The sequence below is a fragment of the Enterobacter sp. 120016 genome (assembly GCF_018383635.1).
Lineage (GTDB): Bacteria > Pseudomonadota > Gammaproteobacteria > Enterobacterales > Enterobacteriaceae > Enterobacter > Enterobacter asburiae_D.
The window spans coordinates 1-12,878 of record NZ_JAHAWC010000013.1; the positions used below are offsets into that span (position 1 = coordinate 1).

Here is a 12,878-nt window from a genome sequence, read left to right on the forward strand (position 1 = left end):
TCGCTTTTCTCTGCTGGCGTTCATCTCTGAACCCCGCTAACCCGGCGGCCTGTAAGCCGTTGTTCCGTGTCAGTGGAGGCGCATTATAGGGAGTTCTCAGACGTTGACAACCCCTCTTTTAAAAAAAACTTTCAACCGTCTCTTTTTTGCTCAAAACCGTGCTACAGCGCCAGTTTTTCGAGCGTTTCAAAGCCATAACGGCGTAAAACGGGTAAAAGTTGCTCAGTCTCTTTCGTGATGGCCATACAAAACGCGATATTCGCATCGGTAGATTTCGCATCGGGTGCTTCATGCTCCAGCAGCCAGGCCGTACGACGGGCGATAGCCGCACCGGAATCCACCAGGCGCGTCCCCTCCGGCAGCACCTCTAATAGCTCTTCCTGTAATAGAGGGAAATGGGTGCAGCCCAGCACAACGGTATCCGGGGGTTCGGGCATCCGCAGCCACGGGCGAAGAATACGACGCAGCTCGTCGAGTGATACCGCCTTTCCATGCAGCTTCGCTTCAGCCATCTCCACCAGCTCAGCCGAACCCAGCATCGCAATCTGGCATTCGTTGGCAAAACGGTCGATCAGCTCGCGGGTATAAGGACGCTTTACCGTACCTCGCGTTGCCAGCAAACCCACAATGCCGTTCGCCGTCAGACGCGCGGCAGGCTTTATTGCAGGAACGACGCCCACAACCGGGAACGGGAATTTTTCACGCAGGGCGGGAAGAGAAACGGTGCTCGCCGTATTACAGGCGATAACGGCCAGCGCAAGGGGATAGCGCTTTTGTACCGCGGTGACGATTTCAACCACACGCTCAACAATAAAATCTTCGCTCTTTTCCCCATACGGGAAAGCGACGTTATCGAAGGCGTAGATGTAATGGAGATCCGGCAGAAGATGCCGAATCTCATCATAGACCGAAAGCCCACCGACGCCGGAATCAAACACCAGCACGGTGGGACGCGGGTTAGAAGGTGTAGCTGCCAGACAAGGTGTATTCCCGTCCTGCAGTTTGGTAGCCATAAACTGTCTCGTAATCTTTATCGAACAGGTTGGCTATTTTACCACGAACTGTGAGATGTGAGGTGACAGGATACGAAACTGCGACATCCCACAGGCTGACACCGCCCATTTTCACGCGTTCTGACGAATAGGTGTCGGGATCAATCGCGACATCATAGCGTGTGCCCAGATAACGGTAGGCAAGGTTCCAGTCGAGATCCCATACCTGCCAGTCAAGCTGGTACTTAACCTGCTGCTTAGAGCGGCGGGCCAGTACTTCATTAGTTTTTGCATTACGCGGGTCGACATAATCATAGGAAATCTGATGTCCGACCGGGCCAGTATCGAACTGTGCCGTCGCTTCCACGCCTTTAATACGTGCTTCGTCAACGTTGTAGTAACGATACGTATGCGGATCGCTGCTAATAAGGTTATCGATGTCATTGCGATAACCGGTGATACGCCAGTTGACCGGTCCCGTCAGGCCTTCAAAGCCCCCTTCCCACTGCTTACTCTCTTCCGGTTTAAGATCCGGATTGCCGTAAGAAACGCTGTGGATCTGGCTCATGGTCGGTGCTTTAAAAGCGGTACCGTAGGAGGCAATCACGCGATAGCCATCCACAAACTCCCACGCGGCGCTAGTTTGCCATGTTCCATGGTTACCAAAGTTGGAGTTATCGTCATTTCGCGCCGCCGCCTCCAGCGTCACGCTGCTGAACTGCTGCATCGCCGAAACAAACACGCCGGTATTGCGTTGCTCGTAGCCTTTATCCAGGTAGCCCGTTCCGGCCTGCGTCTTCTGCTTTTGCCAGTCCAGGCCTGCACCGATGTTGCCGTGACCGACTTCCACAGTGTTGAGCCATTGGGTGGTGTACTGCTTCACATCATCCATGGTGGCGGAATCAGCGTAACGCCCTTTCTTCGGATCATAGTTCTGATCTTTACTGCGCCCGTAACCCGCCACCAGCTGTGACTGGAAAATTCCCTGGTTGTAACGCAGACCGGTATCCCAGTTCTGGCTGTAGAGCTGGCGAGTATCAGGTCGCCCATCCACCATAAAGTTGGCGTCGTAGTGATCGTAACCGTCATACGCGGTGCGGTTGTCATAACCAAAGCCACGGAAGAAGCCGCTCACGCTGTCGGTAATCTGCTGTTCCACGGAGCCGTACAGCGATTTACTCATAAAGCCATCGCGGTCAGGCTGGCGCGGCGCATCTTTTGCGGCGATGTCAAAACCACGGGTATAGGTGTAGTTGCCCGCCATGGTGATTTTGGTTTTATCCAGCACCTGCTGGAAAGCGCCGTCATAGGTCTGATAACCTTTAGAGCCAACGCCCGCTGAGATCTCTGCACCCGGCTTATCACGTCCGGTGATGATGTTAATCACGCCACCAATCGCGTCGGAGCCATACAGGGCCGAACGCGGACCACGGATATACTCAATACGCTGAATCAGCGAGGTCGGGATTTGGCTCAGATCGGGAACGTTGCTGATCCCGGCGTTATTCAAAGGAATACCGTCAATCAGCACCAGCACATGGCGAGATTCCGTTCCGCGAATAAACGTTGAAGAGTTCGAGCCCATTCCACCGCTTTGCGCGATATCCACGCCAGGCAGACGCGACATGATTTCCACCACGCTCTTTGCCTGCCAGCGTTCAATATCTTCACGCGTTACGACGGACGTCGGCGCCAGAACAGTTTTTGCCGGTTGTTCAAAACGATTTGCCGTCACCACCAACGAGTCGGCGCTATCCTGCGCCCAGCCCGAAAATGCCGTAACGGACAACGCCGTCAACAGCGATACTTTTTTAATCATTGTTAAAGCATCCACAATATAAGAAGGATGCCGCAGGCCTCATCGATAGCACGCGATGATGAAACCAAATGCGACGTGATCCCGGCAGGTCTTCGGGCTAGGTGGCTATATAAGGATGAAGACTTCCCATTTTCACAGTGTCTACAACGCTCATCCCGCCAGACTTTACCGCTGCGCGTCAGCTCCAGATTTACACTGGATTCCCTTTTCACTCTCAGGAGACCGGAAACAGAATGCTACAATTAGACACGTATAGATGTCCAGACAGCTATTGGCCATTAAATCTGGACATCCCCTGAACAATGCCTACAATCCCCGCGTAATTCTTTATCACTCAGGACGCATCATGACCCCAGAACACCTCCCGACAGAACAGTACGACGCGCAGCTGGCAGAGAAAGTCGTCCGCCTGCAAAGTATGATGACGCCTTTCAACGCGCCCGTTCCCGAGGTGTTCCGCTCTCCTGCCAGCCACTACCGCATGCGCGCCGAGTTCCGCATCTGGCACGACGGTGACGACCTGTACCACATCATTTTCGATCAGCAGACGAAGTCCCGTATCCGCGTGGACAGCTTTCCGGCAGCGAGCGAGCTCATTAACCAATTAATGACGCTGATAATGGACGGCGTGCGTAACAATCCGGTACTGCGTAACAAGCTGTTCCAGATTGACTACCTGACCACGCAAAGCAATCAGGCGATTGTCTCTCTGCTGTATCACAAAGCGCTTAACGACGAGTGGCGCGAGCAGGCGGAAGCGCTGCGCGATGCGCTGCGTGCGCAGAACATCAACGTTCACCTGATTGGCCGGGCGACCAAAACCAAAATCATGCTGGATCAGGACTACATCGACGAGCGCCTGCCGGTAGCGGGTAAAGAGATGGTGTATCGTCAGGTGGAAAACAGCTTCACCCAGCCGAACGCCGCGATGAACGTGCAGATGCTGGAGTGGGCGCTGAAGGCGACGGAAGGTTCAACGGGCGATCTGCTTGAGCTCTACTGCGGTAACGGCAACTTCTCGCTGGCGCTGGCGCGTAACTTCGATCGCGTGCTGGCAACGGAAATCGCCAAGCCGTCGGTGGCCGCCGCGCAGTACAACATTGCCGCCAACCATATCGACAACGTGCAGATCGTTCGTATGGCCGCAGAAGAGTTCACGCAGGCCATGAACGGCGTACGCCAGTTTAACCGCCTGGAAGGGATCGATCTGAAGAGCTACCAGTGTGAGACGATTTTTGTCGACCCGCCGCGCAGCGGCCTGGACAGCGAAACAGAGAAGATGGTGCAGGCGTACCCGCGCATTTTGTACATCTCCTGTAACCCGGAGACGCTGTGCAAGAACCTCGAAACATTAGGCCAGACGCACAAGGTAGAACGTCTGGCGCTGTTCGATCAGTTCCCGTATACGCACCATATGGAGTGCGGCGTACTGCTCACGGCGAAGTAATGTGGGCCTTGTAGGGCAGGTAAGCGAAGCGCCACCTGCCAAAAAAGCCGGATGGCGCTTCGCTTATCCGGCCTACAATGACGAAACCCTTTACTCTGGTAACTGGCTCTTACGGCTACGCATGCGCGAGCCAATCCAGAACACCAGCGCCACAGACAGTACCGCAGGGAAGAAGTTAGAGCCGATATCCGGATATTCCGCGCGAACCACGGTGCTGTACAGCAATACGCCCAGAATAAAGCAGGCAGCGGCCAGCCCCGGTAACCCCACCGGCATGGTGCGGTTCAGGTAACGTTGATGCAGGCAGTAAACCGTCAGCACCAGCGCAATAAGCGGGAAAATCGAAAACGGCACGATTGAGCTAAAAATAGCGGCAAACGTACCATTAATGGATAAGCCAGCGATCAATGCCAGCAACAGCGTCCCTTTATCCTGACCTGACTGTTTCATTACTCACCTTCACTCTTCGGTTTGATGTGCCAGTTTCTCTTGTTCACGGCGATACCAGTAATACGCGCCTTTGGAGATCATCCTGAGCTGCAATACCAGTCGCTCTTCGAGCTGCTTGCGTTGTTCAATGCTGACATCCAGCGCTTCGGCACCCGCGCTGAAAACAATCGTCACCATCGCCTCAGCCTGTGCTTCAGTAAACGCACGCGGCATATGGTTTTCGAGTTCAAGATAGTCGGCAAGTTCCGCGATGAAGTGCTGAATTTCACGCGCGACGGCGGCACGAAACGCCGCCGACGTGCCCGAACGCTCGCGCAGAAGAAGACGAAACGCGTTGGGGTTATTGCCGATAAATTCCATAAAGGTCGATACGGAGGTGCGGATCACGCTGCCCCCTTTAGCGATACGCTGACGCGCCTGGCGCATCAGCTGGCGCAGCATCAGGCCGCTCTCGTCGACCATGGTCAGGCCCAGTTCATCCACATCACGGAAATGACGATAGAAGGACGTTGGCGCAATCCCGGCCTCGCGTGCGACTTCGCGCAGGCTCAAACTGGCAAAACTCCGCTCAGCACTCAGTTGACTAAATGCGGCTTCCACCAGCGAACGCCGGGTTTTCTCTTTTTGTTGTGCTCTTACGCCCATCACGATAGTTGAATCCTTCCAAAGGCCTGATGGCACTATACCAGAGAATAAAATTAATCTGTTTGCCTGGCTTTGTGAATGATTGTTTACGTGCGGTTTGTGCTCCACTGCCGGAAAAAAGCACAACGATAATTGGGTTACTCTGGCAATGATGTTATGATTCTGTTGCTTTTATGTATAAGAACAGGTAAGCCTTACCATGCCACATTCCTACGATTACGACGCAATAGTTATTGGTTCCGGCCCCGGCGGCGAAGGTGCTGCTATGGGTCTGGTGAAACAGGGAGCCAGAGTAGCGGTCATCGAGCGCTACCATAATGTCGGCGGCGGCTGCACCCACTGGGGCACCATCCCTTCGAAAGCCCTCCGCCACGCCGTTAGCCGCATTATCGAATTTAACCAGAACCCTCTTTACAGCGACCACTCCCGACTTCTTCGTTCCTCTTTTGCTGACATCCTGAATCACGCGGATACCGTCATTAACCAGCAGACACGTATGCGTCAGGGATTTTATGAGCGTAACCACTGTGAAATTTTGCAGGGCAACGCGCATTTTGTGGATGAACACACCCTGGCACTCGAATGCCACGACGGTTCGGTTGAAACCATCACGGCTGAAAAATTTGTGATTGCCTGCGGTTCACGCCCTTACCATCCGGCCGACGTGGACTTCTCGCACCCGCGCGTCTACGACAGCGACTCGATTCTGAGCCTGCATCATGAACCCCGCCACGTCATTATCTATGGTGCAGGGGTCATTGGCTGCGAATATGCGTCGATCTTCCGGGGAATGGAGGTCAAAGTTGACCTGATCAACACCCGCGACCGCCTGCTGGCGTTCCTCGATCAGGAGATGTCGGACTCTCTCTCCTACCACTTCTGGAACAGCGGCGTGGTGATTCGCCACAACGAAGAGTACGAGAAAATCGAAGGCTGTGACGACGGGGTGATCATGCACCTGAAGTCCGGTAAGAAGCTGAAAGCAGACTGCCTGCTGTACGCCAACGGCCGTACCGGCAACACCGACTCACTGCAGTTGGAAAATATCGGGCTTGAAACCGACAGCCGCGGCCAGCTGAAGGTCAACAGCATGTATCAGACCGCCCTGCCGCACGTTTACGCGGTTGGCGACGTGATTGGTTACCCGAGCCTGGCATCAGCCGCCTACGATCAGGGACGCATTGCCGCACAGGCGCTGGTAAAAGGCGAAGCGACGGCGCACCTGATCGAAGATATTCCGACGGGTATCTATACCATCCCGGAAATCAGTTCAGTCGGCAAAACCGAGCAGCAGCTGACGTCAATGAAGGTGCCTTACGAGGTGGGTCGCGCGCAGTTTAAACATCTGGCGCGGGCGCAAATCGTGGGGATGAGCGTGGGTACGCTGAAGATCCTGTTCCATCGCGAGACGAAAGAGATCCTCGGGATTCACTGCTTTGGTGAACGCGCCGCGGAAATCATTCATATCGGCCAGGCGATAATGGAGCAGAAAGGTGGTGGTAACACCATTGAGTACTTCGTTAACACCACCTTTAACTACCCGACCATGGCGGAAGCCTACCGGGTAGCGGCACTAAACGGCCTGAACCGCCTGTTTTAACGCGCTGTCGAAATGGCCATCCATGGAACTACGGATGGCCTCTGCCAGCTGCTCATAGCGGCTGCGCAGCGGTGAACCCGGGCGATACACCAGGCCAATCGTACGACGCGGCTCCGGCTTAATGCACGGCAGATAGACCACGCCATCACGTTTACGCTCGCGCGGCACGGCCAGCGCAGGCAGCAGCGTGATGCCGCTTCCCGCCGCGACCATATTACGCAGCGTTTCCAGGCTGGTTGCGCGGAAATGGGTATCCTCATCCGCACCCGCTTCAAAGCAGAAGCCCATCGCCTGATCGCGCAGGCAGTGTCCGTCTTCCAGCATCAGCAGCTTTTCGCCGGCCAGATCGGCCATCGGCACGCGATCGCGGTTCGCCCACGGGTGATCTTCATAGATCGCCAGCATCATCGGCTCGTCGAACAGCGGCACTTCAATAAAGGCTTCACTCTCTTTCACCAGCGCCAGAATGGCGCAGTCGAGCTTGCCGCTGTCCAGCTGTGCCAGCAGCTGATGGGTTTGCGCTTCATGCAGGTACATTTCGAGTTTCGGGAACGTCTGGTGCAGCATCGGAATGATGTGCGGCAACAGGTACGGGCCAACGGTTGGGATCAGGCCAATATGCAGCGGGCCGGACATCGCTTCCCCCTGCTGGCTTGCCATTTCCTTGAGCACTTTGACCTCGCGCAGCACGGTACGCGCCTGATCCACCAGCAGAAGACCTGCCTGTGTGAACAGAACCTTACGACTGGTGCGCTCCAGCAGCATCACGCCCAGCTCGTCTTCCAGCTTGCGGATCTGACCGCTCAGCGTGGGCTGGCTAACGTGGCAGGAATCTGCCGCGCGGCGAAAGTGACGATGCTCGGCTAACGCTACCAGGTATTCAAGATCACGAATATTCATTATTCATCCTCCGTCGCCACGATAGTTCATGGCGATAGATAGCATAGCAACGAACGATTATCCCTATCAAGCATTCTGTTGAATAATACACCACATAGACGAGGCGGCACGTGTTTGACCCAAGACGACCCCGCACCGTCAGCGAGTTTCTCTCAAAACTCGAACAACTAAAGCCAACGTGAACTTTTGCGGACCCCGTGGTCCGCATTTTTTTTGCGTAAAAAAGCCCAGCGCTAAGCCAGGCTCCGTTTTGCTCCCTCTCCCCGTGGGAGAGGGCCGGGGTGAGGGCACCAGCCCGCACGGTTCAAACCAACCGGTTTTTCGCATCCGCAATCGCCTGCGCCACCTGCTTCGGCGACACGCCGCCTTTTGCAGCACGCTTATCCAGACAGGACTGCAGCGCCAGAATCGGATACACATCATCCCCGATAACCGCGCTGAACTTCTGCAGGTCGGCCAGCGCCAGATCTTCCAGCGGTTTACCCTGACGAATGGCTTCCACTACCGCTTCACCCACAATATGGTGCGCTTCACGGAACGGTACGCCTTTCGCCACCAGATAATCCGCCAGTTCGGTAGAGTTCGCATAGCCCTGCTGCGCCGCTTCCTGACAGCGCGGACGTTTCACCTGAATGCCGTCCAGCACCAGCGCGCCCATATGCAGACAGTCCAGCCAGGTGTCGAGCGCGTCGAACAGCCCTTCTTTGTCTTCCTGCATGTCTTTGTTGTACGCCAGCGGCAGCCCTTTCAGGGTCATCATCATGCCGGTCAGCGCACCCTGCACGCGGCCACATTTGCCGCGGATCAGCTCGAGCGCGTCCGGGTTTTTCTTCTGCGGCATCAGGGATGAGCCTGAGGTCACGCGGTCGGACAGCTCGACGAAGCCCGCTTCGCCAGAGTTAAAGAAGATCAGGTCTTCAGCAAAGCGCGACAGGTGCACCATCCCGATAGAGGCATTCGAGAGCAGCTCCAGCACGTGGTCGCGGTCAGAGACGCTGTCCAGGCTGTTACGGGTGGCGGAGGCAAAGCCCAGCCAGCCTGCCAGCTGTTCGCGGTCGATTTCATACGCCGTACCGGCCAGCGCGCCGCTGCCCAGCGGGCTGACGTCCAGACGTTTAAGGGTATCCTGCAGACGGCTTTCATCACGCGCCAGCATCTCAACGTAGGCCAGACACCAGTGCGCAAAGGTCACCGGCTGCGCGCGCTGCAGGTGGGTATAACCCGGCATCACCGCGTCCTGGTTGTTCTGCGCGGTTTCCACCAGCGCGCTCTGCAGCTGACGGTTGGCTGCCAGCAGTTCGCCGACGGTATCTTTACACCACAGCTTCAGGTCGGTGGCGACCTGGTCGTTACGGCTACGGCCGGTATGCAGCTTTTTACCCAGCTGACCGACCTTGTCGATAAGTTTGCCTTCCACCCAGCTGTGAATATCTTCAGCATCGCTTTCGAGGATCTGCTGCGGGTTAAGACGCACCTCTTCCAGCAGATTGTTCAGCGCTTCTTCCAGCTGTAATTGTTCGTCTGCGGTTAGTACGCCCACCGTCACCAGCGCTTTGGACCAGGCCACAGAGCCGACAATATCCTGTTCGGCCAGGCGGTAGTCGAAGCGCAAAGAGTCGTTGAACTGTTTGAACCGCTGATCCGCTGCCTGTGTAAAACGCCCACCCCAAAGTGCCATAACATGCTTCCTTAATATCTTTGAATTTCATTGCCCGGTGGCGCTGCGCTTACCGGGCCTACAAAACATTAAATCGATTACGCTAAAATACGCGTGCCAATCGGCGTGCCGTTAAACAGCGCCGGGAGCTGCTCCGCGTGACGCCAGGAGGCGATATCCACCGGACGGCCCAGCGTGCGTGCGGCATCCAGCGCGGCGTTCACTTTGACGATCATGCCGTCGGTAATAATGCCCTGAGCAATCAGCTGCTCGGCTTTCTCAGCCGTCATTTCCGCAATGCGCTGGCCTTTACCGTCCAGAATGCCGCTCACGTCGGAGAGCAGGATCAGATCCGCACCCAGCGTTGCCGCCAGTGCCGTCGCCGCCTGGTCAGCGTTGACGTTCATCAGCTCGCCCTCTTCGGTCACGCCGATAGAGCTCACTACCGGCAGGAAACCCCCTTCCAGCAGCGTGTTAATCAGCTTAGGCGAACCTGGCTGCGCCAGTCCAACGTGGCCGAGCTCTTCGTCGAGCTGGGTCACTTTTACGCTGTCGCCATCGCCCAGATAGAGGCCAACGGACGCGATATGGTGTTTCTTCGCCCACGCCAGCAGCGTTTTGTTCGCCGTACCCGCCAGCGCGCCGGTAATGATGTCAATCTGGTCAGCAGGCGTCACGCGCAGGCCGTTCTTCTTTTTCACCGGCAGGTTGAGCCCTTTCATCAGCTCATCCACCACGCAGCCGCCGCCGTGCACGATCACCAGCGGACGCTGGTGTGATTCGCGATAGTTCACCAGCGCGGTAAACAGACGCTCCAGCGCTTCTTCGCTGTCCAGCAGTACACCACCGAGTTTGATAATTAATGGGTTCATCATCACACCTTAAATAAGAGCCTGCGTTTCCGGGAAACCGAAACGAATATTTGCACACTGCATTGCCTGTGCGGCAGCGCCTTTGAGTAAGTTATCTTCCGCGGCGACAACGATGAGATGCTCGCCCTGTACGGCAAAGCCGATGTCGCAGAACGGCAGGCCGACTACGTTTTTCAGCGCCGGCACGCCTTTGTCATACAGGCGCACCAGCGGTTTATCCGCATACGCCTGGGTGAAGACCTCGTTCACCTGCTGTTTGGTCACGCCAGGCTTCAGGCGACAGGTAATAGTTTCGAGGATCCCACGCGGGAAGCTGCCCAGATGCGGGGTGAAAATCACCTCGGCGCCCAGATGCGTCGTGATTTCAGGGTGATGACGGTGGTTAAACACGCCATACGGCTGAAGGCTCACTTCGCAGAAGCTGTTAGAGATAGCGGCCTTCCGACCTGCTCCGCTCACGCCGCTGGTGGCGTTGATCACCGGCCACTGGCTCAGATCCAGCAGACCCGCGTCGATCAGCGGCTTCAGGGAAAGCTGCGCTGCCGTCGGGTAGCAGCCCGGCACGGCAATCAGGTCCGCTTCTTTCAGCTTGTCCGCGCTCCACTCCGCCAGGCCGTACACCGCTTTTTCAAGCAGATCCGGGTGCTGATGAGTGAAGCCATAATATTTTTCGTAAAACGCGCCGTCGTTAACGCGGAACGCGCCGGAGAGGTCGAAGACCACGCAGCCGGCAGCCAGGAACTGCGGCGCCAGGTCGTGGCTGACCTCGTGCGCGGTGGCTAAAAACACCACGTCGACGCCGTCGGTAAACTCGCTGATATCAGACATTGGCTGCAGCGGCAGATCGACAATGCCCTTAAGCCACGGATGCAAATCGGAAATTAACTTTCCTGCATCATTGCTTTGCGCTGACACGGTCAAAGCGGTTATGGTCATATGTGGATGGCGATTCACGTAGCTTACAAGCTCTGCGCCCGCATAACCGCTAGCGCCTACAATCAGCGTATTCAACATCGGGTTCCTTTATGCTCAACGTTAATGTATTTTTATTCACATTTATTGCATGAATATTGATACTATCACGACCTAAGGTGTGTCAACAATGAAAATGAACTTACCGCCATTTATCGAGATCTACCGCGCCCTGATTGCCACACCGTCCATCAGCGCAACGGAAGAAGCGCTGGATCAGAGCAATGAGTCTTTAATCAATCTGCTGGCTGGTTGGTTTAGCGATCTTGGGTTTAACGTTGAGGTTCAGCCCGTCCCCGGAACACGCCACAAATTTAACCTGCTCGCCAGCACCGGAACCGGTGCGGGCGGCCTGCTGCTGGCCGGTCATACCGACACCGTACCGTTTGACGATGGCCGCTGGACGCGCGATCCATTCACCCTGACCGAGCACGACAACAAGCTCTACGGGCTAGGCACCGCCGACATGAAAGGTTTCTTTGCCTTTATCCTCGACGCGCTGCGTGACGTGGACGTGACGAAGCTGAAAAAACCGCTCTACATTCTGGCAACCGCCGATGAAGAGACCAGCATGGCGGGGGCGCGCTACTTCTCTGAAAACACGTCCATTCGCCCGGACTGCGCGATCATCGGTGAGCCGACTTCTCTGCAGCCTATCCGCGCGCACAAAGGCCATATTTCTACCGCCGTGCGCGTGCTGGGCCAGTCCGGCCACTCCAGCGATCCGGCGCGCGGCGTGAACGCCATCGAGCTGATGCATGACGCCATCGGCCGCATCATGACCCTGCGCGACGATCTGAAAGAACGCTATCACTACGAGGCGTTCACCGTGCCGTATCCGACGCTGAACCTCGGCAGCCTGCACGGCGGCGATGCCTCGAACCGCATCTGCGCCTGCTGCGAACTGCATATGGACATCCGCCCGCTGCCGGGCATGACCCTGAGCGATCTCGACGGCCTGCTGAATGAGGCGCTGGCCCCGGTGAGCGAGCGCTGGCCGGGCCGCCTGACGGTCTCCGAACTGCATCCGCCGATCCCGGGTTATGAATGCCCGCCGGATCACCAGCTGGTCCAGGTGGTGGAAAAACTGCTCGGTGAGAAAACCGACGTGGTGAACTACTGCACCGAAGCGCCGTTTATTCAGACGCTTTGCCCAACGCTGGTCCTTGGCCCTGGCTCCATCAACCAGGCGCACCAGCCGGATGAATATCTGGAAACCCGCTTCATCAAGCCCACCCGCGAGCTGATTACCCAGGTTGTGCATCACTTCTGTTGGCATTAAAACCGCACCGAAGAGTCCCCTCTCCCACTGGGAGAGGGTTAGGGTGAGGGCAACAAATCGCATGATCTCCGTCACATTCCCATAAGCATCTCTTATCTGACGCAATGCGAATTAAATTTCGTAAATTGCCCGCATTTATTCGTTTGCTGAACCGTTTTCGCAGCAATTGACGACGGGGGTTTTACGTGGCTTTATAAAGGGAGATGACAAAATAATGTCCAGAAGATTTTCGCCTGGGCATA

The 12,878-nt window shown here is 56.2% G+C and carries 11 protein-coding genes and 1 riboswitch; of the genes, 3 read left to right on the plus strand and 8 right to left on the minus strand.

From position 1 onward, the window contains the following. Positions 1 to 161: 161 nt before the first annotated feature. Together murI and btuB are read right to left on the minus strand one after the other, a co-directional pair. A complete protein-coding gene (murI, locus tag KIF87_RS17050) occupies positions 162 to 1,013 on the minus strand; it encodes a glutamate racemase (protein ID WP_121423302.1) in 852 nt (283 codons plus the stop codon). Next, the gene (gene btuB / locus KIF87_RS17055; protein ID WP_213329751.1) at positions 958 to 2,811 is read right to left on the minus strand and encodes a TonB-dependent vitamin B12 receptor BtuB; all 1,854 of its coding nucleotides are present in this window, start codon (positions 2,809 to 2,811) and stop codon (positions 958 to 960) included. Before btuB ends, murI begins: the two co-directional genes overlap by 56 nt. Before the next feature lie 66 nt (positions 2,812 to 2,877). Continuing rightward, a riboswitch (cobalamin riboswitch) is annotated at positions 2,878 to 3,053 on the minus strand. A 104-nt stretch (positions 3,054 to 3,157) separates the two neighbouring features. Between btuB and trmA the strand changes: the two genes are divergently transcribed. Further along, positions 3,158 to 4,258: a tRNA (uridine(54)-C5)-methyltransferase TrmA gene (trmA, locus tag KIF87_RS17060; protein ID WP_213329753.1), complete on the plus strand. Its 1,101-nt coding sequence runs from the start codon at positions 3,158 to 3,160 to the stop codon at positions 4,256 to 4,258. A 90-nt stretch (positions 4,259 to 4,348) separates the two neighbouring features. On the opposite strand, the gene KIF87_RS17065 is transcribed toward trmA, so the two are convergent. Both KIF87_RS17065 and fabR read right to left on the minus strand, forming a co-directional pair. Beyond that, positions 4,349 to 4,708: a YijD family membrane protein gene (locus tag KIF87_RS17065; RefSeq protein WP_008501783.1), complete on the minus strand. Its 360-nt coding sequence runs from the start codon at positions 4,706 to 4,708 to the stop codon at positions 4,349 to 4,351. 9 nt (positions 4,709 to 4,717) lie between these two features. After that, the gene (fabR, locus tag KIF87_RS17070) at positions 4,718 to 5,356 is read right to left on the minus strand and encodes an HTH-type transcriptional repressor FabR (RefSeq protein ID WP_008501784.1); all 639 of its coding nucleotides are present in this window, start codon (positions 5,354 to 5,356) and stop codon (positions 4,718 to 4,720) included. A gap of 196 nt (positions 5,357 to 5,552) precedes the next feature. Here fabR and sthA point away from each other — a divergent pair, with 196 nt between their 5' ends. Then, entirely contained in the window at positions 5,553 to 6,953 is a 1,401-nt protein-coding gene (sthA, locus tag KIF87_RS17075) for a Si-specific NAD(P)(+) transhydrogenase (RefSeq protein WP_213329755.1), read from the plus strand. Here the strand turns inward: sthA and oxyR are convergent. From oxyR to argC, 4 genes are all read right to left on the minus strand, one after another. Next, complete coding sequence (gene oxyR, locus KIF87_RS17080) at positions 6,927 to 7,853, minus strand: DNA-binding transcriptional regulator OxyR (RefSeq protein WP_213329757.1); 927 nt, start codon at positions 7,851 to 7,853, stop codon at positions 6,927 to 6,929. The genes sthA and oxyR overlap by 27 nt on opposite strands. A 304-nt stretch (positions 7,854 to 8,157) precedes the next feature. Next, entirely contained in the window at positions 8,158 to 9,531 is a 1,374-nt protein-coding gene (argH, locus tag KIF87_RS17085) for an argininosuccinate lyase (protein ID WP_039264229.1), read from the minus strand. A 77-nt stretch (positions 9,532 to 9,608) separates the two neighbouring features. Next, positions 9,609 to 10,385, minus strand: coding sequence for an acetylglutamate kinase (argB, locus tag KIF87_RS17090; RefSeq protein WP_090420882.1), 777 nt, complete (start codon positions 10,383 to 10,385; stop codon positions 9,609 to 9,611). A gap of 6 nt (positions 10,386 to 10,391) precedes the next feature. Further along, complete coding sequence (gene argC, locus KIF87_RS17095) at positions 10,392 to 11,396, minus strand: N-acetyl-gamma-glutamyl-phosphate reductase (protein ID WP_213329759.1); 1,005 nt, start codon at positions 11,394 to 11,396, stop codon at positions 10,392 to 10,394. A gap of 88 nt (positions 11,397 to 11,484) precedes the next feature. Here argC and argE point away from each other — a divergent pair, with 88 nt between their 5' ends. Continuing rightward, positions 11,485 to 12,636 carry an acetylornithine deacetylase gene (gene argE, locus KIF87_RS17100; protein WP_028014830.1) on the plus strand — a complete coding sequence of 384 codons (1,152 nt, stop codon included), beginning with the start codon at positions 11,485 to 11,487 and terminating at the stop codon, positions 12,634 to 12,636. Positions 12,637 to 12,878 lie beyond the last annotated feature (242 nt).